The sequence below is a fragment of the Blastococcus sp. SYSU DS0552 genome (genome assembly GCF_054050815.1).
Map to the genome: position 1 here is coordinate 29,722 of NZ_JBJHAB010000014.1, position 23,575 is coordinate 53,296.

General features: G+C 74.5%; 23 protein-coding genes. 8 read left to right on the top strand and 15 right to left on the bottom strand.

The window, feature by feature from the left end:
* The first annotated feature begins 95 nt into the window (after positions 1-95).
* Positions 96-1,643 carry a methyl-accepting chemotaxis protein gene (locus tag ACI8AG_RS14680; protein WP_456597634.1) on the top strand — a complete coding sequence of 516 codons (1,548 nt, stop codon included), beginning with the start codon at positions 96-98 and terminating at the stop codon, positions 1,641-1,643.
* Between the two features lie 19 nt (positions 1,644-1,662).
* Here the strand turns inward: ACI8AG_RS14680 and ACI8AG_RS14685 are convergent, their stop codons facing one another.
* The 5 genes from ACI8AG_RS14685 to ACI8AG_RS14705 form a co-directional block, all read right to left on the bottom strand.
* A complete protein-coding gene (locus tag ACI8AG_RS14685; protein ID WP_456597635.1) occupies positions 1,663-1,983 on the bottom strand; it encodes a CDGSH iron-sulfur domain-containing protein in 321 nt (106 codons plus the stop codon).
* Between the two features lie 51 nt (positions 1,984-2,034).
* Positions 2,035-3,600 (bottom strand): AMIN-like domain-containing (lipo)protein, encoded by a 1,566-nt coding sequence (locus tag ACI8AG_RS14690; protein ID WP_456597636.1) that lies wholly within the window; start codon positions 3,598-3,600, stop codon positions 2,035-2,037.
* A 112-nt stretch (positions 3,601-3,712) separates the two neighbouring features.
* Positions 3,713-6,817: a bifunctional [glutamine synthetase] adenylyltransferase/[glutamine synthetase]-adenylyl-L-tyrosine phosphorylase gene (locus ACI8AG_RS14695; RefSeq protein WP_456597637.1), complete on the bottom strand. Its 3,105-nt coding sequence runs from the start codon at positions 6,815-6,817 to the stop codon at positions 3,713-3,715.
* Positions 6,814-7,554: a type 1 glutamine amidotransferase gene (locus ACI8AG_RS14700; RefSeq protein WP_456589038.1), complete on the bottom strand. Its 741-nt coding sequence runs from the start codon at positions 7,552-7,554 to the stop codon at positions 6,814-6,816. Before ACI8AG_RS14700 ends, ACI8AG_RS14695 begins: the two co-directional genes overlap by 4 nt.
* A gap of 99 nt (positions 7,555-7,653) precedes the next feature.
* Entirely contained in the window at positions 7,654-8,994 is a 1,341-nt protein-coding gene (locus ACI8AG_RS14705) for a glutamine synthetase family protein (RefSeq protein ID WP_456589037.1), read from the bottom strand.
* 152 nt (positions 8,995-9,146) lie between these two features.
* Between ACI8AG_RS14705 and ACI8AG_RS14710 the strand changes: the two genes are divergently transcribed.
* Both ACI8AG_RS14710 and panB read left to right on the top strand, forming a co-directional pair.
* A complete protein-coding gene (locus tag ACI8AG_RS14710) occupies positions 9,147-10,982 on the top strand; it encodes an NAD+ synthase (protein ID WP_456589036.1) in 1,836 nt (611 codons plus the stop codon).
* Positions 10,979-11,809, top strand: coding sequence for a 3-methyl-2-oxobutanoate hydroxymethyltransferase (gene panB / locus ACI8AG_RS14715; RefSeq protein WP_456597638.1), 831 nt, complete (start codon positions 10,979-10,981; stop codon positions 11,807-11,809). Before ACI8AG_RS14710 ends, panB begins: the two co-directional genes overlap by 4 nt.
* A 115-nt stretch (positions 11,810-11,924) precedes the next feature.
* Here the strand turns inward: panB and ACI8AG_RS14720 are convergent, their stop codons facing one another.
* The 3 genes from ACI8AG_RS14720 to ACI8AG_RS14730 form a co-directional block, all read right to left on the bottom strand.
* Positions 11,925-12,686 (bottom strand): helical backbone metal receptor, encoded by a 762-nt coding sequence (locus ACI8AG_RS14720; protein WP_456597639.1) that lies wholly within the window; start codon positions 12,684-12,686, stop codon positions 11,925-11,927.
* Positions 12,687-12,756: 70 nt separating this feature from the next.
* Positions 12,757-13,452, bottom strand: a complete 696-nt coding sequence (gene npdG, locus ACI8AG_RS14725; RefSeq protein WP_456589033.1) for an NADPH-dependent F420 reductase — start codon at positions 13,450-13,452, stop codon at positions 12,757-12,759.
* Between the two features lie 70 nt (positions 13,453-13,522).
* Positions 13,523-13,705, bottom strand: coding sequence for a hypothetical protein (locus ACI8AG_RS14730; protein WP_456589032.1), 183 nt, complete (start codon positions 13,703-13,705; stop codon positions 13,523-13,525).
* A 148-nt stretch (positions 13,706-13,853) separates the two neighbouring features.
* On the opposite strand from ACI8AG_RS14730, the gene ACI8AG_RS14735 reads away from it, so the two are divergent.
* Both ACI8AG_RS14735 and ACI8AG_RS14740 read left to right on the top strand, forming a co-directional pair.
* Positions 13,854-14,969 carry a diguanylate cyclase gene (locus ACI8AG_RS14735; protein WP_456597640.1) on the top strand — a complete coding sequence of 372 codons (1,116 nt, stop codon included), beginning with the start codon at positions 13,854-13,856 and terminating at the stop codon, positions 14,967-14,969.
* A 71-nt stretch (positions 14,970-15,040) separates the two neighbouring features.
* A complete protein-coding gene (locus ACI8AG_RS14740) occupies positions 15,041-16,339 on the top strand; it encodes a M24 family metallopeptidase (protein ID WP_456597641.1) in 1,299 nt (432 codons plus the stop codon).
* Positions 16,340-16,384: 45 nt separating this feature from the next.
* On the opposite strand, the gene ACI8AG_RS14745 is transcribed toward ACI8AG_RS14740, so the two are convergent.
* On the bottom strand, positions 16,385-16,813 hold the full coding sequence (locus tag ACI8AG_RS14745; RefSeq protein WP_456597642.1) for a ChaB family protein: 429 nt from the start codon (positions 16,811-16,813) through the stop codon (positions 16,385-16,387).
* A 179-nt stretch (positions 16,814-16,992) separates the two neighbouring features.
* The gene (locus ACI8AG_RS14750; RefSeq protein ID WP_456597643.1) at positions 16,993-18,195 is read right to left on the bottom strand and encodes an endo-1,4-beta-xylanase; all 1,203 of its coding nucleotides are present in this window, start codon (positions 18,193-18,195) and stop codon (positions 16,993-16,995) included.
* A 231-nt stretch (positions 18,196-18,426) separates the two neighbouring features.
* Here ACI8AG_RS14750 and ACI8AG_RS14755 point away from each other — a divergent pair, with 231 nt between their 5' ends.
* Positions 18,427-19,464, top strand: a complete 1,038-nt coding sequence (locus ACI8AG_RS14755; protein ID WP_456597644.1) for a LacI family DNA-binding transcriptional regulator — start codon at positions 18,427-18,429, stop codon at positions 19,462-19,464.
* On the opposite strand, the gene ACI8AG_RS14760 is transcribed toward ACI8AG_RS14755, so the two are convergent.
* Positions 19,429-20,334, bottom strand: a complete 906-nt coding sequence (locus tag ACI8AG_RS14760; RefSeq protein WP_456597645.1) for an alpha/beta fold hydrolase — start codon at positions 20,332-20,334, stop codon at positions 19,429-19,431. The genes ACI8AG_RS14755 and ACI8AG_RS14760 overlap by 36 nt on opposite strands.
* A 97-nt stretch (positions 20,335-20,431) precedes the next feature.
* Between ACI8AG_RS14760 and ACI8AG_RS14765 the strand changes: the two genes are divergently transcribed.
* Positions 20,432-20,980 carry a DUF4240 domain-containing protein gene (locus ACI8AG_RS14765; protein WP_456597646.1) on the top strand — a complete coding sequence of 183 codons (549 nt, stop codon included), beginning with the start codon at positions 20,432-20,434 and terminating at the stop codon, positions 20,978-20,980.
* Here the strand turns inward: ACI8AG_RS14765 and ACI8AG_RS14770 are convergent, their stop codons facing one another.
* Genes ACI8AG_RS14770 through ACI8AG_RS14785 form a run of 4 tightly spaced genes read right to left on the bottom strand, consistent with a single transcriptional unit; the run spans position 20,981 to position 23,015 of the window.
* The gene (locus tag ACI8AG_RS14770) at positions 20,981-21,364 is read right to left on the bottom strand and encodes an acyl-CoA thioesterase (protein ID WP_456589025.1); all 384 of its coding nucleotides are present in this window, start codon (positions 21,362-21,364) and stop codon (positions 20,981-20,983) included. It abuts the gene before it with no gap.
* 1 nt (position 21,365) lies between these two features.
* Positions 21,366-21,596, bottom strand: coding sequence for a hypothetical protein (locus ACI8AG_RS14775; protein ID WP_456589024.1), 231 nt, complete (start codon positions 21,594-21,596; stop codon positions 21,366-21,368).
* A gap of 1 nt (position 21,597) precedes the next feature.
* Positions 21,598-21,855: a DUF2795 domain-containing protein gene (locus ACI8AG_RS14780; protein WP_456597647.1), complete on the bottom strand. Its 258-nt coding sequence runs from the start codon at positions 21,853-21,855 to the stop codon at positions 21,598-21,600.
* 32 nt (positions 21,856-21,887) lie between these two features.
* The gene (locus tag ACI8AG_RS14785; protein WP_456597648.1) at positions 21,888-23,015 is read right to left on the bottom strand and encodes a baeRF2 domain-containing protein; all 1,128 of its coding nucleotides are present in this window, start codon (positions 23,013-23,015) and stop codon (positions 21,888-21,890) included.
* Positions 23,016-23,186: 171 nt separating this feature from the next.
* Here ACI8AG_RS14785 and ACI8AG_RS14790 point away from each other — a divergent pair, with 171 nt between their 5' ends.
* Complete coding sequence (locus tag ACI8AG_RS14790; RefSeq protein ID WP_456589021.1) at positions 23,187-23,531, top strand: hypothetical protein; 345 nt, start codon at positions 23,187-23,189, stop codon at positions 23,529-23,531.
* Positions 23,532-23,575 lie beyond the last annotated feature (44 nt).

A 23,575-nucleotide genomic window follows, 5' to 3' on the forward strand; every position in this document is an offset into this window, starting at 1 on the left:
TCGGGTGCGGCTCAACAACCGTGGTTGCAGGCCGAAACCTCGTGCGCGGTCAGACCGCTCCCCACCGGGCGCGGCGCGGACCACGGGAGGGTGCCATGCGCAGGCGGGAGACGCGTCGGACGCCGGAGCAGGCGGAGCAACCGCGCGACGTCGAGGCCCTGGAGCGCGTCATCGCGTCGCTGGAGGGCGACGTGACCGGTGAGCTGGACGCCCACCGGCGGATCATGCGCACGCTCGTGGAGGCGCTCGGGCTGAGCTACGGCGCCGCCTGGCTGCCCGACGGGCAGGGCAACTACGTCCTCCGGGTCACCGAGGGCACGGCCGCCGCGGCCATGGCCGCCGGATGGCCCACCGGCGAGGCGATGGTGGCGGGCGCGGGCTACGGCGGCGAGGCCCTGCGCCGGCGGACGCCGGTGCTCATGGACGCGGGCACGGCCACCGGCACCTGCCTGCGGTGGGCCACCGCCCACGCGGCCGGCGCCCGTCAGGGCTGCTTCCTCCCCGTCGTCGAGGGCAACCGGGTGACCGCGGTCCTCGAGTACTACAGCGAGCGCGAGCTGCCGTTCTTCGGCGGGCGTGCCGAGAAGTGGCAGGCTCTGGGCCGGCTGATCGCCCACGCCCGGCGCAGCGCGCTGACCGCCGCCACGCTCCGCGAGACCCTGGACGACCGGGAGGCGGTGACCACCGTCGTCGCCCGGGTGGGCGAGGCACACGACGAGGCGACCGCCCTGCGGGTGGCGCTCGAGACGGTCCGGACCGCCTTCGGCTGGGCCTACGGCTCGTTCTGGGCGCTCGACGAGGAGCAACGCGTGCTGCGGTTCTCCGTCGAGTCCGGCTCGGCCGGGGACGAGTTCCGCCAGGTCACCCTGGCCGCCAGCTTCGCCGAGGGCGTCGGCCTGTCCGGGCGCGCCTGGCGCTCCCGTGACCTGGTCTTCGTCCGCGATCTCGCGGAGGTGACCGACTGCGTGCGCGCACCCGCCGCGCAGCGGGCCGGGGTGCGCTCCGGCGTCTGCTTCCCGGTCCTCTGCGACGGGCGCGTCGTGGGCACGATGGACTTCTTCGTCACCGAGACCATCGACCTGTCCGAGTCACGCGCCGCGGCGCTGCGCAACGTGCAGCAGCTGGTCTCCCAGCGCCTGGACATCCTGCGCCGCGCGGAGGCCGACCGGGCCAACTCCCGGGACCTGCTGGAGACGGTCTCCCGGCTCCGCGAGGCCGGCGACGACGCCGGGCGGGTGGCGGAGAGCGCGGTCGCCGAGGCCTCGTCGATGACCACGCAGGTGCAGGCGCTGGCCAGCGCGTCGGCCGCCGTCGGCGACGTCATCCGGATCATCTCGGCGATCGCCGACCAGACCAACCTGCTGGCCCTCAACGCGACCATCGAGGCGGCCCGCGCCGGGGAGTCCGGCAAGGGGTTCGCCGTGGTGGCCAACGAGGTCAAGGAGCTCGCCCGGGAGACGGCGCAGGCGACCAGCCGGGTGTCCGAGCAGGTCGCCGGCATCCAGGCGGGCACGGAATCCGTGACCTCCGGCATCAGCGCGACGAGCGCCGTCATCGGGCAGCTCGACGCCGTCCAGGCCCGGATCGCGCAGATCCTGGAGGAGCAGGTCCGGATGGCCCGGGCGTTCGAGTCCGCGCGCTGATCCGGGACGGGCGACGGGGTCAGGTCTCCCGGCGCCCGTCCCGGAGGATCCGCGTGGCCGGTCGCGGCCTGCTCGGCCCGCTCGGCGCGGAGAAGCCGGAGCGCTTGTGGGACCCGTCGCAGAACGGCTTGATCCCGGACTTCCCGCAGCGGCAGAGCGCGATGGTGTCGCGTCCGGGATCGATCTCGGCGCCGTCCTGGTCCAGCAGCCGGAAGTTGCCGCGCACGATCAGCGGCCCGTCGCGGTAGGGCGTGATCGTGGCGCCGTCGGCCGGTCCATCGCCGGGGTCCGTGCCGGCGATGTCCTCGGGGGGTTCGGGCTCGGCCGACGGTGACGACACGCCTCCAGCATGCCCTGCCGGCTCCCGGGTACACGGCGCCGGTCCAACGGATCAGGGCTCGGTGAGCTCCAACGTCTCGACCATGCGGTCCAGGACCCGGACGTTGCGCGCGTAGTCGAACTGCGGCAGGCCCACCGTGTTGACCACCAGGGTGCGCGGGCCGTCCTCCCCCTCGCCGAGGTCGACGACGTAGCTGGTGGTCCGCACCCCTTCGGGCCAGAGGCCCTCACCCGAGGAGACCCGCTCGACCCGCACGGCGGTCCGGCCGCCGACGGTGGTGTCGGTCCGGCTCAGCTCCTCCGCGCCCGCGGGGTCGGCGACCCGGTCGAACGGTGCCGGCTCGACCGAGGCGGTCACCGCGCCCACCCGGGCGTCGGTGCCGGGCGGCACGGTGAACGGGTCGGGCGCGAACCGCGTGCACGCGGGGACCGTGTCCCCCGGGTTCACCGCCCACGACTCCGGATACGACAGGGCGAACCCGGCGGGGCTCTCGCAGCGCTGCGACAGCGCGACCGGGGCGGCCGGCTCCTCCGCGAGGATGTCGACCACGATCCGCTGCGGCGAGTTCAGCAGTCCGACCGCGAACGGCCGTTCCCGGTCCACCCCGGCGAAGAAGGTGTAGTGGCCCTCGAAGAGGGTGTCCTCGACCAGGGTGTCCAGCACGGTCGCCCCGGCGATCGCCTGCTGGTCGGGCCCCTCCCAGGGCTGCACGCCCTCGGGGGCGTCGAACGGCAGCGCGATGTTGGTCAGCGTGATGCCGAGGACTGCGTCGCCGGGCACCTCGACCGGGGCTCCGGACCCCTGGGCACGCGGCTCGTCGGTGTAGCCGACCCGCCAGCCGGCCTCGCCCTCACCGGCCAGCTCGAACACGATCCGGTCGAACCCCTCGTGGGCGCCGAGCCGCACGTCGGTGAGTGCGACGAGCGGCCCGTCGCCGGCAGCGATGGACTCAACGGTGTCGCCGTCGCCGACCGGCTGCAGGGTGCCCGGTTCCTCGTCCGACGGGTGGCGGACGTCGACCACCAGGCGCGGCGGGTCCGCGAGGGTGGCCACGCCGAACGACACGCGCTCCTGCAGGCCGACCGTCCAGGCCATGTTCGCCTCGAAGTCCCCGGTCTGGACCACCTCCGTGACCACGGACCCGCCCGTCGGCTCGATGCGCTCGGGGCCCTCGTACACCTGCTCGGGGCGCTCGCCGGACAGGTCGACGGTGCTGGCCGGACTGGTGCGCAGCTCCAGGAAGGCGTTCCCCTCGATCTCCACCGGGCGCCCCGAGGCGTCCTGCGTCACCGGCGGCTCGACGTAGGACACCCGGTAGCTGGGCACCCGGTCGCCTTCGAACTCCAGGACCACCCGGTCGAAGCCGTCGTGCCCGGCGGCCCGGACATCGGCCAGGTGGGCGACCGGCCGGTCGGCATCGGGGAAACCACCGCCCTGCACCGCGGCGGTACCCGGGTCGCCGACCGGTTCGACCGCCCGGTCGTCGCTCAGCGCCGTCGTGGTCGGCGACGCCGTCGGCGAAGCGGTCGCGGCGGTGTCGCCGTCCGAGCTGCCGCCGTCCGCGGTGCAGGCCGTGAGGAGCAGAGCCGCGCAGACTCCGGCGGGGAGGAAACGCATCGCAGATCCTGCCTTGGTCTCGGCGTCAAGTCACTGCTGTGCCCTTGCCGCCGCTCCCGGCGGCGAACCCTCACCGTCCCGATGCAACCGGATCGTCATGTACCGCCGCGGCTCAGGGCACCGGACCGGACTGCGCCTGCCCGTAGAAGACCTGCTCGACCACGGCCCGGGCGTGCCGGGTGGTGCGGCGGTAGTCGTCGAGGAAACGGCCCGGGTCGTCATCCGCGCCGTACCCGCACGCCCGGGCGACCCCGCCCAGCTCCAGCCCCGGCCGCGGCAGCTGGTCGCTGGGGCGCCCGCGCACCAGGAAGATCGCGTTGCGCGCCCGGGTGGCCAGCTCCCACGCCGCGGTGAGCGCCTCGGCCTGCTCCGCCGGCAGCAGCCCCTCCTCGGCGAGCGCGGTCAGCGCCCCCGCGGTGGACGCAACCCGGAGCGCCGGCGCCGCGGCGGCGTGCTCGAGCTGGAGCAGCTGGACTGTCCACTCGACGTCGGCCAGCCCGCCGCGGCCGAGCTTGGTGTGGGTGGCGGGGTCGGCCCCACGGGGCAGCCGCTCCCGCTCCACCCGCGCCTTGATGCGCCGGATCTCGGCGACCTGCTCGCCGGACAACCCGTCGGCGGGGTACCGGACGGGGTCGACCAGCGCGACGAAATCCGCGCCCAGGGCTTCGTCGCCGGCCACCGGGACGGCGCGCAGCAGCGCCTGCACCTCCCACACCGACACCCAGCGCTCGTAGTACTCGCGGAAGGCGGGGAGGCTGCGCACCAGGGCGCCCTGCCGCCCCTCGGGCCGCAGGTCGGCGTCCACCTCGAACGCGGGGTCCGGTGCCGGCTCACCGAGCAGCCGCCGCAGGGTGTGGGCCACGGCGTTCGCCGCGGCCGAGGCCCTGGCCTCGTCCGCTCCCGGCCGGGGCCGGTGGACGAACAGCACGTCGGCGTCGGAGCCGTAGCCGAGCTCCCCACCGCCCAGGCGCCCCATGCCGATCACGGCGAGGTCCATCGGCAGGTCGGCGACGTCGACGCGCGACTCGAGGGCGTGCGTCCGCAGCGCGGCGTCGAGCCCGGCCTGCAGCGTGGCGACGGCGACGTCGGTCAGCGCCTGCCCCACCCGGTGCACGTCGAGCCGGCCGAGCAGGTCCGCCGCCGCGATCCGCAGCAGCTCCTGCCGGCGCAGCCCGCGGATGACCCGAACGCCGGCCTGCGGGTCCGGCGCGCGGCCGGCCGCCTGCCGCCACGCCCGGGCCAGGGTCGCCGCCGAGCGCGGCTCGAGCTCGGCGTCGTCGGCGAGCAGCCGCAGCGCCTCCGGCGTCCGGGTGAGCAGCGAGGCGACGTACTGGCTGGAGCCCAGCAGCTGGGCCAGCCGCTCGGCGACCTGCCCCTCGTCGCGCAGCAGCCGCAGGTACCACTGGTTCCCGCCGAGGGCCTCGCTGACCTGCCGGTAGGCCAGCAGCCCGGCGTCGGGGTTGGGGCAGGAGGCGAACGTCTGCAGCAGCACCGGCAGCAGGTACTTCTGGATCGAGGCCGAGCGGGAGACCCCGCCGGTGAGGGCCGCCAGGTGCCGGAGCGCGCCGTCGGGGTCGGCGAAGCCGAGCGCCCGCAGCCAGTCACCGGCGGCCTTGCTGCCCAGCTGCGCGGCCTCCGACGGCACCTTGGCCACGGCCGACAGCAGCGGCCGGTAGAAGAGCTTCTCGTGCAGGCGCCGCACCTCGCGGGTGTGCAGCGCCAGCTCCGCCCGCAGCACGTCGACGGCGTCGCCGCGGTGGTCGGGCTTGTACCCCATCGAGCGGGCCAGCCAGCGCAGCTGCTGCTCGTCGGTGGGCAGCAGGTGGGTGCGCCGCAGCCGGAGCAGCTGCAGCCGGTGCTCGACGGTGCGCAGGAAGCGGTAGGAGGCGATGAGCGTCGCCGCGTCCTCCCGACCGACGTACCCACCGGCCGACAGCGCCAGGAGCGCCGGCAGGGTCCCGCCCACCCGGAGGTCCGGGTCCGAACGGCCGTGCACCAGCTGCAGCAGCTGGACGGCGAACTCGACGTCGCGCAGCCCGCCGCGGCCGAGCTTGAGCTCCCGCTCGGCCTGCGCCGGCGGGATGTTGGCCTCCACGCGGCGGCGCATGGCCTGCACCTGGCCGACGAAGCCGGGCCGGTTGCCGGCCTTCCAGACCAGCGGCCACAGCTCCTCGACGTAGGCGCGGCCCAGGTGGGGGTCGCCGGCCACCGGCCGCATCTTCAGCAGCGCCTGGAACTCCCACGTGTCGGCCCACTGGCCGTAGTAGGCGGCGTGCCCGGCGACGGTCCGCACCAGCGCACCGGCCTTGCCCTCGGGACGCAGCGCGGCGTCGACCTCCCACGCGGCCTCGTGGCAGATGCGCATGAGCGACGCGGCCACCCGGGTGGCGGTGGCCAGCGCCGGGCTCTCCGGGTCGCTCGGGTCGGCGGGCTCGGCCACGAAGACGACGTCGACGTCGCTGACGTAGTTCAGCTCCCGCCCACCGGTCTTGCCCAGCGCGATGACGGCCAGCCGGCAGGCGGCGGCGTCCGCCGGCTGCTCGGCGACGGCGAGCGCCAGGCCGGCGGTGAGCACGGCGGCGGCGATGTCGGCGAGCTCGGCCGCGGCCTCCTCTGCCGGCACGCCGTCGCCGAGGTCCCGCCCGGCCAGGGAGAGGATCGCCCGGCGGTAGGCGTGCCGCAGGGCCGCGATGCGCGACGGGCCGGCGTCCGGGGCTCCCTTCCCCAGCCGCACGCCCCACGGGGGGTCGTCGGGGTCGGCGCCGACGGCGGCCAGCATCTGCTGCTCCAGCGCGTGCGGGGTGGGCCGGCTCGGCCCGTTCCCGTCGTCGAGCACCTCCCAGTCCAGCGGGTAGGCGGCCAGGTGGTCGGCCAGCCCGGCGCTCGCGCCCAGGACGGCCAGCAGACGGGCGCGGAGGGAACCCGACCCCCGCAGCCGCGCCAGCAGCGTGGCCGCTGCATCCCCCGTGTCGTCCTCGGCGTCCAGCGCCTCGATCAGCCGCTGCAGCGACCGCACGGCGAGGTCGGGGTCCCCTGCCCGGGCGAGTGCGGCCACGACCGGCCCGGCCTCCGGGTCGGCGGGCTCGTTGCGCTCGAGGTCCCACAGGCCCAGGGCGGGGTCCGACAGCAGCCGGGCGGCGCGCTCGCCGTCCTCGAAGCCGAACCGGACGAGGCGGACGATCGCGCGCCGCGGGATCTCCACCTGCGGCGCGCTCACGCGCGCACCTGTGCCCTCGCCCGGACCAGCTCGGCGAACCGCTCGGCGAACGGGCGCCACGCCTCGGCCACGTCGTCGTGGGCGGCGGCGGCCCGGGCGCACAGCGTCTCCCGGTCCAGCGGGGAGGCTGCGACGCCGACGGGGTCGCTGCCGGCCCAGGCCCGCACCATCTCCGGCGTCGTCTCGATGTGGAACTGCAGGCCGTAGACGGAGGTCCCCACCCGGTAGGCCTGGTGCGGGTAGTGCGGGTTGCCGGCCAGCAGGGTGGCGCCCCCCGGCAGTTCGGAGATCTCGTCGTGGTGCCACTGGATCACGTCCGGCGAGAGCGGCAGCGGCCCGAACACCGGGTCGGCGTCCGCGGCGTCCCGCTTGGCCACCAGCGTCGCACCGACCTCGGGCCCGTCCACCCCGACCCGGGTCCGGCCGCCGCCCACCTGGGCCAGCAGCTGGGCGCCCAGGCAGATCGCGAGGGTGGGCAGATCGTCCCGCAGCGCCTGCCCGAGCAGTCGTCGCACGCCGACGAGCTCGGGGCTGGTCTCCTCGTCGTCCATCGACGACTGGGGGCCGCCCAGCACGAGCAGCCCGTCGAAGCCCTCGAGGCCGTCCGGCAGCTGCGCGCCGAGGCCGAGCCGGCGCTCGTCGAGCTCCATGCCCGCGTCGCGCAGCCACTCCCCCAGCCGGGCCGGCGGATCGGTCTCGCTCGGGACGACGACGAGCAGGCGGCCGGTGGAGGTCACGCCGTCGAGCGTAGTGACGCCTCCCCGTGGGGCGATGGAACGGCCTCGTCGCAGGGTCCCGCGCCGAGCCTGCGAGGTACGGGGGGCGACGAGGTCCTGCTAGAGGCCGGGGAGGTACCGGCGCAGCTCGAAGGGCGTGACGTTCTGCCGGTAGGAGTTGAACTCCTCCCACTTGTTGCGCAGGAAGAACTGGAAGACGTGCTCGCCGAGCGTCTCGGCGACCAGCTCGCTGCCCTGCATCGCCGTCAGCGCCTCGCCGAGGCTGACCGGCAGGTCCTCGTAGCCGGCCGCGCGGCGCTCGGTGTCGGTGAGCGACCAGACGTCGTCCTCGGCCTCCGGCGGCAGCTCGTAGCCCTTCTCGATGCCGCGCAGGCCGGCGGCCAGCAGGACTGCGAAGGTGAGGTAGGGATTGCACGCGGAGTCCGGCGAGCGCACCTCGACCCGGGCCGACTGCGCCTTGCTGGGCTTGTAGCTCGGCAGCCGGACCAGCGCCGAGCGGTTCGCCCGACCCCAGGTCGCCGCGGTGGGCGCCTCAGTACCGGCCAGCAGCCGGCGGTAGGAGTTCACCGTCTGGTTGGTGATCGCGGTGACCTCGCGGGCATGGGTCAGCAGGCCGGCGATGAACTGCTTGCCGGTGGTCGACAGCCGCATCGGGTCGGCCGGGTCGTGGAAGGCGTTGCGGTCGCCCTCGAACAGCGACAGGTGGGTGTGCATCGCCGAGCCCGCCAGCTCGGTGAACGGCTTGGGCATGAACGTGGCGTGCACGCCCTGGGCCAGCGCGACCTCCCGGACGACGTGCCGCAGCGTCATGATGTTGTCCGCCATCGACAGCGCGTCGGCGTAGCGCAGGTCGATCTCCTGCTGCCCCGGGGCGACCTCGTGGTGGCTGAACTCCACGGAAATGCCCATCGCCTCCAGGGCGAAGACCGCCTCGCGGCGGAAGTCGTGCGCCACGTTGTGCGTGGAGAGGTCGAAGTAGCCGCCGGTGTCGGCGGGCTCCGGTGCGGTGCCGTCGGTGGGCAGGTCCTTGAGCAGGAAGAACTCGATCTCGGGGTGGGTGTAGAAGGTGAACCCCATGTCGGCCGCCTTGGCCAGGGTCCGGCGCAGCACGTGCCGGGGATCGGCCCACGAGGGCGAGCCGTCGGGCAGCGTGATGTCGCAGAACATCCGCGCGGTGTCGCTGGCCCGGCCCTCGCGGGCCGGCATCACCTGGAAGGTGCCGGGATCGGGCTTGGCGAGCATGTCGGACTCGTAGACGCGGGCGAAGCCCTCGATCGCCGAGCCGTCGAAGCCGATGCCCTCGGCGAAGGCGGCCTCGATCTCGGCCGGGGCCACCGCGACGGCCTTGAGGTAGCCGGAGACATCGGTGAACCACAGCCGCACGAAACGGATGTCGCGCTCTTCGAGGGTCCGCAGGACGAACTCCTGCTGTCGGTCCATACCGGCCATGATCCAGTCCGCTCGTTTCAGGTGTGTGACGTCGGCGCAAGCCTGCCCAATCCGGGCGATCCGCACACGGTTCCCGGCCGCGACGGTGCCCGTGTCGCGCCCCCACCTGGCCGTCGGCCCTGGTGGGCGACGAGACTGGCGGCGTGAGCGATCAGCAGCCGGTGCAGATGCGGGTCTCCCTCGCCCAGGTCGACACGCGGGTCGGTGACCTCGCGGGCAACAGCGACCTGGTCCTCCGGTGGGCGGCGGAGGCCGCGGCCGCCGGCGCGCACCTCGTCGTCTTCCCGGAGATGACGCTCACCGGGTACCCGCCGGAGGACCTGGTGCTGCGCGAGTCGTTCGCCCGCGCCAGCGAGCAGGCGCTGGTGGACCTCGCGGCCCGGCTGGCCGCCGACGGGCTGGGCGAGCTCGCCGTCGTCGTGGGGTACCTGGCGCACACCGAGGGCAGCGGACCGGCCCCGGTCGACGAGCCGCCCACCGACGACGACCGGCCCAGCGACGCCAACCCCCGCCGGGGTGCTCCCCGCAACGCGGCGGCCCTGCTGCACGGTGGCGACGTCGTCGTCCGCTACTACAAGCGGCACCTGCCCAACTACGGGGTCTTCGACGAGGCGCGCTACTTCGTGCCCGGCACCGAGCTGCCGGTGGTGCGGCTGCACGGCGTGGACGTCGCGCTCACCGTCTGCGAGGACCTCTGGGTCGAGGGCGGGCCGTGCGGGGTCGCCGGCCAGGCCGGGGTCGACCTCGTCGTCTCCCCCAACGCCTCCCCGTACGAGCGGGCGAAGGACGACCTCCGGCTCCCGCTGGTGCGTCGCCGGGCGGCCGAGGCGGGGGCGGCGATCCTGTACTGCAACCAGGTGGGCGGGCAGGACGAGCTGGTGTTCGACGGCGACTCGATGGCCGTCTCCCCCACCGGGGAACTGCTGGCCCGCGCCCCCCAGTTCGTCGAGCACCTGCTCACCGTCGACCTCGCGCTGGACCCGTCCGCGGTGCCCGAGCGCCGCTCGGGCCGGGTCGGGCCGATGACCGTCACCCGGCACGTGCTGAGCGAGGAGCCGGTGCCCGCCTTCGACCCGCGCCCCGCCACGGTCGCCGAACCGCTCAGCGACTGCGAGGAGGTGTGGCGGGCCCTGGTGCTGGGCCTGCGCGACTTCATCGACAAGAACGGCATGCCCTCGGTGGTGCTCGGTCTCTCCGGGGGCATCGACTCCGCCGTCTGCGCCGCCCTCGCCGTCGACGCGCTGGGCGCCGACCGGGTGCACGGGGTCGGGCTGCCGTCGAAGTGGTCCAGCGAGCACTCGCTCGCCGACGCCGAGGACCTCGCGCGCCGCACCGGCCTGCACTACTCCGTCGTGCCGATCGCGCCGATGGTCGACGCCTACGAGTCCTCGGTGGAGCTCTCCGGGGTCGCCGCCGAGAACCTGCAGGCCCGGGTCCGCGGCACGCTCCTGATGGGGCTGTCCAACCAGCACGGCCACCTCCTGCTGACGACGGGCAACAAGAGCGAGATCGCCGTCGGCTACTCCACCCTCTACGGCGACTCGGCCGGCGGCTTCGCCCCGATCAAGGACGTGCCCAAGACCCTGGTCTGGGAGCTGGCCCGCTGGCGCAACGCTGAGGCCCGCCGCCGCGGCGAGACCGAGCCGATCCCGCAGAACTCGATCGACAAGCCGCCGTCGGCCGAGCTGGCGCCGGGTCAGGTGGACAGCGACTCGCTGCCGTCCTACGACGAGCTCGACGCGGTGATCGCCGACTACGTCGACCGCGACCTCGGCATGGCCCAACTGCTCGAGCGGGGGCACGACCCGGAGGTGGTGGCGCGCGTCCTCCGGTTGGTGGACGCCGCGGAGTTCAAGCGCCGCCAGTCGGCGCCGGGCACCAAGATCAGCCTCAAGGCGTTCGGGCGCGACCGGCGCCTGCCCATCACCAGCCGCTGGCGGGAGACCCTCCCCACCGTGCGGGAAGGAGCACAGGCGTGAGCGAGTCGGTCCTCTACGGCGGCCAGTCGACGGCGCGGGTGCGCATCCACCACCTGCAGCAGGCCAAGGCACGCGGCGAGAAGTGGGCGATGCTCACCGCCTACGACACCTACAGCGCGGCCATCTTCGAGGAGGCCGGCATCCCGGTCATGCTCGTCGGCGACTCCTCGGGCAACGTCGTGCTCGGGCACACCAGCACCGTGCCGGTGACCGTCGAGGACATCCTGCTGATGACCAAGGCGGTCACCCGCTCCACCAAGCGGGCGCTGATCGTCGCCGACCTGCCGTTCGGGTCCTACGAGTCGGGCCCACAGCAGGCGTTCGACACCGCCGTCCGCATGATGAAGGAGGGCGGCGCCCAGGCGGTGAAGCTGGAGGGCGGGGTGCGGGTGGCGCCGCAGGTCCGGCTGCTGACCGAGGCCGGGATCCCGGTCATGGCGCATGTCGGCTTCACGCCGCAGAGCGAGCACGCCCTCGGCGGCTACCGGGTGCAGGGCCGGGGGGCCGGGGCCGAGCAGCTGCTGGCCGATGCGCACGCGGTGCAGGAGGCCGGTGCGTTCGCCGTCGTCCTGGAGATGGTGCCGGCGGCCGTCGCCGCCCAGGTGACCAAGGAGCTCGCCATCCCCACGATCGGCATCGGCGCCGGCGTCGAGTGCGACGCGCAGGTGCTGGTGTGGCCGGACATGGCCGGGCTCAACGGCGGCCGGGTGCCGAAGTTCGTGAAGAAGTACGCCGACCTGCGGGGCGAGCTGCTGCGGGCCGCGCAGGAGTTCGCCGACGACGTCCGCGGCGGGGCGTTCCCCGGCCCCGAGCACTCCTTCGAGTAGCCACTCAGCTCGCTCTGGGGGTCGAGCTCCCGCTGTCGGCGCCCTGCAACGGCCGCAGTGCGTGCGCACGACCCCCGGAGCGGCCCACGCGCGGAGCAGCACGTCACCGGTCCGCTCAGGTGGTCAGCTGCCGGGCCAGCACCTGCGGCGCCTCCGCCAGGGAGGGGCCGTACCAGGTGAGGTGCCGGCCGCTGACGAACACCGGGCGGGCCTGCGGCCACGCCTCGGGACCGTCGTCCGGCGTGAACGCGTAGGGCTCGTCGGGGAACACCGCCAGCTCCGCCGGCACCGTCGCCGGCTCACCGCGGCCGAGCTTCGGGTACCGGTCGGCGTGCCCGGCGAAGACGTTGCGGACGCCGAGCCGGGTCAGCACGTCACCGGCGAAGGTGTCGCGACCCAGCACCATCCACGGCCGCCGCCAGATCGGGACGACCGCCGGCACGTCCGGCAGCCGCGGCGGCGCCACCCAGGCCGCGCGGGCGTCGGCCAGCCAGCCCGGGTCGGGGCGGCCCAGCACGCCGCAGAGCCGGGCGAGCGAGTCGAGCGCCTGGTCGACGGTGGCCGGCGCGGTCACCCACACGGGTACACCGGCGGCCCGGAGCGCGGCGACGTCGGAGTCCCGGTTCTCCTCGGCGTTGGCGACCACCAGGTCGGGGCGGAGCTCCAGTACCCGGCCCACGTCGGGCCACTTGGTGCCGCCGACCCGCGGGACGTCGAGCCCGGCCGGATGGGTGCACCAGTCGGTCGCCCCGGCGAGCAGCCCTGCGTCGGTGGCCGCGATCGCCTCGGTCAGCGACGGCACCAGCGAGACGACCCGCCGCGGCGGCGGCCCCGCGTAGGGCCGCCGCTGGTCGTCGCGGATTCCAGCGCCGGTCACGGCTCAACTCCCCTGGCCCCGCCCAGAGGCTCACCCTGAGCCTGCGAAGGGTGAGGAGGACGGGGCCCTTTCAGACGTCGGTGATCCGGACGCCCGCGTGCACCTTGTAGCGCCGGTTGACCGAGACGAGGTTGATCGTCAGGGCCTCGACCTGGCGGGCGTTGCGCAGCCGGCCGGCGTAGATCCCCCGCATCCCCGGCAGCCGGCCGGCCAGCGCCTGGACGGTGTCCATCGAGGCGCGGTCGTCGCCGACCACCATGACGTCGCCGTCGATCGTGGGCTTCGAGAGGTCCTCGAGCAGCTTGGCCGACAGGTGGTGGAAGGCGCCGACCACGTGCGAGTCCGGCAGCAGCGCGGCCGCCTGCTGCGCGGCGCTGCCCTCCTCGACGTCGAGCACGTAGGCACCGAGCTCGTCGAAGCCCATGGGCACGACGCAGTCGACGACGATCTTGCCGGCCAGCGGGGTGGCGAGCTCGGCCAGAGTCGCGGCGTGTCCGGCGAAGGGGACGGCGACGATGACCAGGTCCGCCGCGCCCGCGACGTCCACGTTGGAGCCCCCGGTGACCGACACCTCGACCCCGCCGGCCACCGTCGCGGCCCGCTCGGCCACCTCGGCGGCCACCTCGGCGGCGCGCTCGGCGTCGCGGGAGCCCAGCAGGATGCGCTGGCCCTGGGCGGCCAGCCGGACGGCCAACCCACGCCCCTGCGGGCCCGTGCCGCCCAGCACTCCCACGACCAGTTCCTCGACCGCGCGACCGTCCGTCACGTCCACCCCTTCCACGGCGCCGGACGACCCGGCGGCTGGGACCGATCATGCCTGGCCCCCGGGACGGGGGTCAGCGCTCCTCCCACTCGCGGTCCTCCGCGTCGAGCCGCTCGTTCCGCTCGGCGACGGCCGCGAGCGCCTGCTCGGCCTCCTCCCGGGTCTCGTACGGCCCGAGCCGGTGGCGTTCGGCGCACCCGTCGCGGTCCTCGACCCGGTGGTGCTTGAGACAGAAGAACCAGGGCCCCCCGGCCATGCGCGACCTCCTCCACTCGTCGGACGACCTCAGCCTTCCACCCGGCGCGCGGGTCCGCTCGGACGACGACCGCCCGGGCTCGCACCCCAGGGTGACCGGCGGCGCACAGGGGGTGCCGGAACGCCGGTTGGTGCGGCATCCTGCACCCGTGATCGGCCCGGACCTGCGCACCTCCGCCCCCGTCCGCTCCGGGCCGGCCGCCCCCGGTGGCCACGAGCACCGCGTCGCCGCCGTCACCGTCGCCGTGCTGCTGGCCATGGGCGGTGTGATGGGCTCGGTCAACCTCCTGGTGGACGGCGTGCTCCGCGAGGGGGTGGCGCGGTGGGCCTACGCGGGCACCATGCTGCTGCTGCTCGCCCTCGCCGCGGCACTCGCCGCGCGCCGCCGGATCGGCCCCGGGTACACGCTCGTCCTGGTGCTGCTCGGAGATCTGATCTACCTCGTCGTGGTCCTCTGCATCCAGGACCCCCTGCGCTACGCCACCCCGCTGATGCTCCTGTTCCCCGCGCTGGCGGCCGCCTGGTTCCTGGAGCTCCGGGCGCTGGCGGTCCACATGGCGGTGACTACCGGCGTCTGCCTCGCCGCGCTGTGGCCCAGCTACGACAGCGCCGTGGCCCTCGGCGTCCAGGTCGGGGTCAGCGCCGTCACGCTGAACGTCGCGGCGACGGCGGTCTACCTGCTGCGCCGGCGGGTGCAGCGCCTGCTGGTGGAGACCGCGACCCTCACCCACCTGGATCCGCTCACCGGGCTGCACAACCGCCGCTACCTCGTCGAGCAGGCCGAGCGCCTCTGGGGACAGGCCCGGCGGGACGGGACCCGGATCTGCGCCATGGTGCTGGACCTCGACCACTTCAAGCGGCTCAACGACGAGTTCGGGCACGCCGTCGGCGACTCCGTCCTCAGCTCCGTGGCCGCCGCGCTGTCGGCCGCCGTCCGGCCCGCGGACGTGCTCGCCCGCACCGGCGGCGAGGAGCTCGTCGTCGTGGGCTCGGTGGGCGACCCTGCGGAGGCCCGCCGGCTGGCCGAGCGGCTGCGGGCTGCCGTCGCCCGCGGGCAGGGCGCCGGCGGGCACGTGGTCACCGCGTCGATCGGCCTGGCCGTCACCCGGCCCGGCGAGGGGGATGACGCCGTCGCGGCGTTGTGGCGGCTGGTCGACGAGGCCGACGCCGCCATGTACCGGGCCAAGCGTGAGGGGCGGGACCGGGTGGCCACCGCGGTGGTCCCGCGCGCCCGCAGCCCCCGGGCGGAGCAGGCCAGCTCCTAGCCCGGCCGCCGGCGGGGGCCGGACGGTGCTCTCGACCGGTGCGTTCGGCGGTTCTCTGCTTCGCTAGGTGCATGACGCTCGTCGCGCCCGACCCGACGCGGACGGTGCCTCTGCCTCTGCGCGAGCAGGCCGACGTGCGCGACCGATGGCTCACCCAGCGGCTGCTCGACGTCCTCCCCGGTCTCATGGACCGGGCGGGCATCGATCTGTGGATCGTCGCCGGACGGGAGTACGACGAGGACCCGGTTCTCGCCACGCTGCTCCCGGCCACCTGGTTGTCCGCCCGCCGGCGCACCATCCTGCTGCTGCACCGCAGCGACGACGGCGTCACCCCCGCCGCGGTCTCCCGCTACCCGGTCGGCCAGTTCCTGCCCGCGTGGACCGCCGACCCGCGGGAGCCCGCCGAGCGCGCCCAGTGGGCGGAGGTCCGCCGGTTCGTGGAGCAGGCCGGCCCGCGCCGCATCGGCATCGACGTCTCCGAGCGCTTCGCCCTGGCCGACGGGCTCTCCCACACCGAGCACCGGCTGCTCACCGAGGCGCTCGGCCCGTACGCGGACCGGCTGGTGTCGGCCGAGCAGCTCGCGGTGAGCTGGCTGGAGACCCGCCTGCCGGAGGAGATCGAGGCGCTGCGGGGGATGAACCGGCTGGCGCACCAGGTGATCGCGGAGGCCTTCTCCCCCGCCGTCGTCCGGGTGGGCCGGACCACCGCGCTGGACGTGGCGTGGTGGCTGCGGCAGCGGCTCCACGACCTGGGCGTGGAGCCGTGGTTCCAGCCGTCGGTGCTGGTGCAGCGCGCCGGCGTGCCCCTAGTCGAGGACGGGGGGACGCTGCTGCCCGCCGTCCCCTCCGACGCGGTGGTCCGGGCCGGGGACCTGCTGCACTGCGACGTGGGCCTGAGCTCGCTGGGGCTGCGGACCGACACGCAGCGCAACGCCTACGTCCTGCGGCCCGGCGAGACCGACGCCCCCGAGGGCCTGCGGTTCGCCATGCGGGCGGCCAACCGGCTGCAGGAGCTGACCGCGGCCGCGCTCCTCCCGGGCCGGACGGGCAACGAAGTGCTGGCCGCCGCGCGCGCCGCCGCGGCAGCGGAGGGCCTGGACGGGGACGTCTACTCGCACCCGATCGGCTACCACGGCCACGGGGCGGGGCCGGCCATCGGCCAGTGGGACCAGCAGCGGGACGTGCCGGGCGCGGGCGACTACCCGGTGCACGCCGACACGGCCTACGCCCTGGAGCTCGCGGTGCGCCGGCCGGTCCCGGAGTGGGGCGGCCAGTGCGTGCGGCTGGGGCTCGAGGAGGGCATCGCGCTCACTGCGGACGGCGTCGAGTACCTCGCCGGCCGGCAGACGGAGTTCCAGCTCATCGGCTGACGCGTCGCCGCTCCCCTGGACCAGGGAAGCGGCGACGCGGCGACCTCACTTCGTGCGGGCCTGGGCGGTCTTCTTGTCGTTCGCCTTCTGGATGGCGTCGACCAGCTCCTGCTTCTTCATCTTCGAGCGGCCGGAGATGTCGAGCTTCTTGGCGACCTCCTGCAGGTGCTCCTTGGTCGCGTTCGCGTCGACGCCGCCCTTGGTCTGCTTGCCGGTGCCGCGGCCGCCGGCGGCCTGGGCGTCCGAGGGGCCCTTCTTGCCGCCCTCCTTCTTCTCCCAGTGGTCGCCGACCTTCTCGTAGGAGTGCTTGACCGCCGCCCACGCGACGCGGTTGGCGCGCTCCTCGTCGTCGTACTCGTCCACCGCCGAGTCGTAGGCCTTGGTGAACGTCCGCTGGGCCTTCTTGTCCGAGCGTCGCAGGGTGCTGGGCAGCTCGGACTGCTTCGCGTCGCCCTTTCTCGTCGTCTTCGGCATCGCTGTCTCCTCTCGGTTCGGGTGCGGCCCTACCCCGGGGGACGGAGATGATCACCTGATCGGGCCGCCGTCCCGCCGGACGGCGGGTCCACCCGCCCGACGGGACCGGGCGGCCGCTCCCCGGGTCGAGGAGCGACCGCCCGGCGCTCAGGCGGGTCCGGCGGGTCGGACCGGGCCGGTCACCGCCCGGCCTGCGCCTCCGCGAGCGTCTCGTGCAGGGCCCAGTAGGCGGGCTTGCGCTCGTAGTTCTCGAACATCACGGTCGCCGCCCCCTGGCCGGGCGAGAAGCTCGGGACCCACGAGTACTTGTCGTTGAAGCCCCAGATGGTGAAGGAGTTGCAGTCGTCCACCGACAGGCAGGCCTCGAGGACGCCCTCGTAGGTGTCCGCCTGCTCGGCGAGCTGCTCCGCGGTGGGCACCCCGCTCTCGGGGAGCGTGAACCGGACGTCCAGCTCGGTGATCGCGGTCTCCAGCCCCAGGTCGTCGAAGCGCTGCATGTTCTCGTCGAGGGTCTCCGGGAAGGGGTACTGCAGGTCCAGGTGGGCCTGGAAGGCGAACCCGTGCAGCGGGACCCCCTCGGCGAGCAGCTGCTTGGCGAGCTCGTAGTAGGCGTCGCTCTTCGGGCCGATGTCCTCGACGGCGTAGTCGTTGAGGAAGAGCTTCGCCTCCGGGTCGGCCTCGTGCGCCCAGCGGAAGGCGTCGGCGATGATCCCCGGGCCCAGCCGCTGGATGAAGATGTTGGCAGTCGCGCCCGTCGAACCGTCCCGTAGCCGCACGCCTCCGTCGTCCCACGTGTCGGCGAAGATCTCGTTGGCGACGTCCCACTGGTCGATGCGGCCCTCGTAGCGGCCGACCACCGTCTGGATGTGCTCCTTGAGGATGGCCCGGAGCTCCTCGTCGGTGTAGTCGCCCTGGGTGACCCAGTCGGCCAGCTGGCTGTGCCAGAGGAGCGTGTGGCCGCGGACCTCCTGCCCGTGCCGCTCGGCGAAGGCGACGATCGCATCCGCCGGCCCGAAGTTGTAGACCCCGGGCTCCGGGTGGATGAACTCCCACTTCATCTGGTTCTCGGGGGAGACCGAGTTGAACTCCGTGGCGAGGACCTTCCGGTACCGGGGGTCGCGGGTGAACGGATCGGGGTAGCCGGCGTCCACGTGGTGCCCCCCGCCGGCGACCGCGGTCCCGATGACCAGGTCGTCGGGGGCGACGGTGCGCAGGCCGTTCCGGATGGCTGGGCCGCCGGCCCGGTCCTCCTGGGCCTGGGCCGTCGGTGCCGCCTGGTCCTGGGGCGCCGCCGCGGCGGGCAGGACCGCGGCGGAGATCGCGACCGGGACCAGGGCCACCCCGACCGCGCAACGGGCTGCCGCCCGCGAACCGAACCTCACAGAGCGCATGGTGTGCCTTCCCTCGAGACGTCGGAACAGCTTCCGAAAGTTTCCGGAAACCGGAGCCCGGACGTTACGTAGGTCACATGTGGGCGTCAATACGGGAATCCGCCGGCATCGGACGCCGTCGCCGGAGGCCGGCCCTCGCCCGTCGGGGGGAGCTCCGCGGCGCACCCGCCCGGGGCCGCGGGGCCGGCCGTAGGCTGGCCGCCCCGACCAGGAGGAGGTCCGTTGGCCGACGAGCAGACCGGCGCGGTGACCATCGCGGCGATCGCCGCGGCGGCCGGGGTGTCGGTTCCGACGGTCTCCCGCGTCCTGAACGGGCGGTCCGACGTGGCTCCGCAGACCCGCGAGCGCGTGGAGCAGCTGCTCCGCGACCACGGCTACCAGCGCCGAGGCGGCCGGGCCCGGGCGCGGCTGATCGACCTGGTCTTCAACGACCTCGACAGCCCGTGGGCGCTGGAGATCATCCGCGGGGTGGAGGACGTCGCCCACGCGGCAGGCGTGGGCATCGTGGTCACCGCGATCCACCGCCGGGCCAGCGCCACCCGGGGGTGGCTGGACAACCTCGGCGCCCGGGCCAGCGACGGCGCCATCCTGGTCACCAGCGAGCTGGACCCCGAGCTCGACGCGGAGCTGCGCAACCTGCAGGTCCCCGCGGTCGTCGTCGACCCGGCCGGCGTCCCGGAGCTGGACGTGCCGACCATCGGCGCGACCAACTGGGCGGGCGGCCTCAGCGCCACCGAGCACCTGACCGGGCTCGGCCACCGGCGCATCGCCTTCGTCGCCGGCACGCCCGATCTCTGGGCCAGCCGCGCCCGGCTGGCCGGGTACCGGGCGGGCCTGGAGACCGCCGGGCTGCCGTTCGACGCCGACCTGGTGGTGGAAGGCGACTTCGGCTACGCCTCGGGAGCCCGCGCGGCCGACCGCCTTCTGGCCCTGCCCGACCCGCCGACCGCCGTCTTCGCCGCGAACGACCAGATGGCACTGGGGGTCTACGAAGGAGTCCGGCGCCGGGGCCTGCGCGTGCCCGAGGACGTCAGCGTCGTCGGGTTCGACGACCTGCCGGAGGCCCGCTGGTCCTCCCCGCCGCTCACCACGGTGCACCAGCCGCTGACCGAGATGGGCGTGCTGGCAGCACGGACGGTGCTGCGCATGGTGGACGGCGAGACCATCGAGAGCCCGCGGCTGGAGCTGGCCACGCGGCTCGTCGTGCGTGACAGCACCACCCCGTCACGGCTGCGCCCCGCCGAGCCGGTCCCCTCCTAGGAACGGGAGCAGCGCCCCGGCCAAGTCCTCGGGCGCCTCCTCGGCCATGTGGTGCCCGCTGTCGATCGGCCCGCCGCGCACGTCGGTGGCCCAGTCCGCCCAGATGGTCCGCGGGTCGCGGTGCAGCTCCGCCAGGTCGTCCCGGGCGGACCACAGCACGAGCGTCGGGCAGGTGATGCGCCGACCGGCCGCGCGATCGGCCTCCTCGGCCGCCCGGTCGACACCGAGCCCGGCGCGGTAGTCCTCGAGCATGGCGTGCACCGTGGCCGGGTCGCGGATCGCCGCCAGGAGGTCGGCGTGGTTCTCCTCCCCCATCGCCTCGGCCCTGCCCGGTGCCTCAGCGCCGTACCAGGCCACCGGGTCGGCCAGGATCGCCTGCTCCGGCTTGCCCGGCTGGGCGAAGAAGAACCAGTGCCACCAGGTCGTGGCGAACCGCGCGTCGGCCCGCTCCAGGTGCTCGACGATCGGGATGCAGTCCAGGACGGCGAGGTGGCTGACGGCCTCGGAGTGGTCCAGGGCCGTCCGCAGCGCCACGTAGCTGCCCCGGTCGTGACCGACCACGGCGAAGCGGTCGTGGCCCAGCGCACGCATCAGCGCCACGACGTCGCCGGCCATCGCCCGTTTTGAATAGGGCACGTGCCGGTCGTCGGTGGGCGGTTTCGACGACCGGCCGTACCCCCGCAGGTCAGGGCAGACCACGGTGTGGCCGGCCGCCGCGAGGAGCGGGGCCACCCGGTGCCAGGTGGTGTGGGTGCGCGGGTGCCCGTGCAGCAGCACGACCGGCGGCCCGGTCCCGCCGGACCGCAGCCGTACGACGACGCCATCGCCGACGTCCACCCGCTGCTCGGCGAAGCCGTCGAAGAACGTCACGCGGCCTCCTCCCGTACGTCCGCACGCCCGGATGCTGACCGGTCCGGCGGGGCTCGGCAACCGCCGCACGGGGGCGGTGCGCCGGTAGGTTCCCGCCGTGGACGCGAACACCTTCTGGACGCTGGTCGAGGACACCCGCGCGGAGGCGGCCGAGACCGCGAAGGACTCGGTGGTCGCCGAGCACGTCGCGACCCTCACGGCCGCCCTCGAGGAGCTCTCGGACGACGACGTCCTCGCCTTCTACCGCCAGCTGATGGCCGCCCGCGCCCGGGCCAACCGCTGGGACCTCTGGGCCGCCGCATACCTCGCGCTCGGCGGGGCGAGCGACGACGCCTTCCTCGACTTCCGGAACTGGCTGATCAGCCTCGGACGGGACGCCTACGAGCGCGTGCTCGCCGATCCGGACGCCCTGGCCGACCTCGAGTGGGACGAGGACGAGGACGACTTCGGGTGCGCCGAGGAGTGGGCCTACGCACCCCTGGAGGTGCTGGAGGACCGTGGCTTCGCCGAGGAGGACCTCGACCCGGGGCCCGACGAGGTGGACGACCAGTTCGGTGAGCCGTCCGGTGAGCCGTTCCCGCAGGACGACGACGAGTGGTTCGCCGCCCGCTTCCCGCGGCTCTGGGCCGCCTACGGCCAGGGCTAGCTAGCCCTCCAGGTACCTGCTCCAGTGCGCGCGCTCGGCGTCGGTCATCGGCCGGCTCGTGTTCGCCGCGAAGTCGAAGACCACCAGGACGACGTCGGCCCGGATGGCCACCTCGCCGTCCTGCGCCAGCTCCTGCCGCATCGTGAAGGACTTCGTGCCCAGCCGGGTCACCCAGCTGCGCACGCAGAGCTCCTCGCCGACCCGGTAGTAGAGCTGGCGCAGGTAGTCGACCTCGAGCCGGGCGAGGATCAGGCCGCCTCCGGCGTGATCCTCGCCCAGCGCGAGCCGCGCGTCCTCGAGCAGGCTCAGCGCCCGCGCGTGGTTGACGTGACCCAGCATGTCGGGGTCCGACCAGCGCAGCCGGACCGGGTGCTCGTGCCGCACGTCAGGGCAGGTCTGCGGTCTCGGCGGACTGCCGGTGGGCACCCTGGGCGTCGTCGGGATCGGCGTTGACCGTCCGCTCCTCCGACTCGGCCAGGATGACCTCGGCGGCGACCTCCTCCATGCCGCTGCCCTGCAGCGCCGCCTCCTCCGGGAGCAGCTGGGACCGCGTCTCCACGTTGTCCTCGGTGACGTTGTCCAGCGCCTCGGCGCTGGGCTGCTTCTGCGTGGTCACGTCAGAACCGCTGCTGCTCGGTGCCCAGGCCGAGGGCCTCGGCCACCTCCTGGACGTTCTCGAACTGCCGGCCGGCCGGCAGGCGCTGCAGGTCCGAGAGCACCCGGTCGGCCGCGGGCCCCTCCTGCGCCTTGGCGATCAGCTGGTCGCGGTCGGCCGGCCACACCTCCTTGCCGAGGGCCTCGGCGAGTGCGGCGCGGCGCTCGATGCTGCGCTGATCGGTTCCGGGCGCGGTGCCGGGCTGGTGCGGGTCGCTCACGGGTGGTTCTCCTTCGGGCTTCGTTGCGGATGTCAGGCCGACGGCGTCGAGTCGTCGGTGTAACGGAGGATCGCGGCGACCGGCTCGCCGTCGGGCAGCGCCGCACGGGGCACGACGAGCACCCCGGCCGCGCTGGCGGCGGCGGCGGCGACCAGCGCGCGGCCGGCCGGCACGACGGTGCCGTGCACGCCCAGGGAGTCCATGTCCTGCTGCTTCACCCCGAGCTCGAGCGGGCCGTTGCCGACCAGCAGGGTGGCGTCGTCCTGCTCGTCGGCGAGCAGGAGCGTCTCGACCTGCCCCTTGCGCAGCGCCTCGACCACGGCGGCGGTGCCGGTGAGCGCGAGCCCGTGCGCACCGGCGGCCTGCACCTTCTCGAGGGCGTCTGCGATGTCGCGCGCCTCGTGCTCGGCGATCAGCTCGGCGGTGCGGGCGTCGATCGCTGCCCGCTCGGCACCGGCGGCGCGACCACCCTCCTCCATGGTGACCACCAGGTCCGACCACGCGGCGTGCGCCTTGTCGCTCAGGATCTGCCGGGCCCGCACGTCACCGGCGACGAGGATGAACCGCAGCGGCAGCCGCCGGGCCAGGGAGTCCAGCTCGTCGGCGACCAGTCCGAGGTTCTCCTCCCACTGGTTCTCGGCGGTGTGCATGTACGTGTTGTGCGCCCAGCCGCCGACCTTGACCTTGCGCATGTGGAAGGTGTCGCCCTCCACCTGCTTCTCCTGGTCGGGCCGGCCGGGGAGCCCGGCCGTGGTGATGTCGGCGCCCGTGCGGTCGGCGACGACGACGACGTGCGGCAGGCGGCCCGCGAGCTGGGGCAGGATCTGCACCAGGTCGGGCTGGTCGGCCCACTCCGCGGTCTCCCGGGCCGGCGCGTCGGCGAGTGCCTCGTCGAGCACGACGGAGCCGTCGGAGGCGACGACGACGGAGCGACCCCTCAGCGTGCCTGCCTCGCCGCCCTCGTTGCCCTCGAGCAGCCGGCCGCGGACGGCCTCGACGACCGTCTCCGGCGCACCCTGCTCCGCGAGCTGCTCGGTGAGCGCACGCACGCGCAGCTCCAGCTCCGCGTCGGCGTTCTCGTTGGTGTGCGTGACGTCGGCGCAGACCGTGGCGTAGGGCCCGGGCGCGGCGAACACCGGCTCCAGGAAGGACACGTCCATGTCGGGGGGACAACTCCTCGGTCGATCGGGGGTGTTCGGATGGCGGGGCGGCGCGGAGCCGCGACTCCCGCCGTCGCCGCCTACCCACCGGCCGGAAGCTCACACCCGGTGTCGTTTCCGGGAGGCGGGGGTAGGCGGTGCGGCGACACGGACCCGCAGAGAGGACGAGGGATGACGGAGCACGACCAGCTGCCACTGCCCGACTACGACCACCTGCCGGTGGAGGGCCTGGCCTCGCGGATCCGGACGCTGGACGCCCAGGGTCTGGAGACCGTGCTCGAGTACGAACGCGCCCACGCCGACCGCCCGCAGGTGGTGGCGATCATGGAGAACCGGCTCCAGGCGCTCCGCGAGGGCGCCCAGCCCTCGGGTGGCGACCCCGCCGCACCGGCGGCCGACGACCCGTCGCACGCCGCGGCCGGCTCCAAGGTCTCCGAGGCGACCACGGGGCCCGCGATGAACCCGCCCTCGCAGGGCGACCCGACGAACCCCGCCCAGCCCCGCTCCACCGGCTGACCCGACTCGGGCCGGCCCGTGCAGGGTCGGCCCGAGTGGGGGCC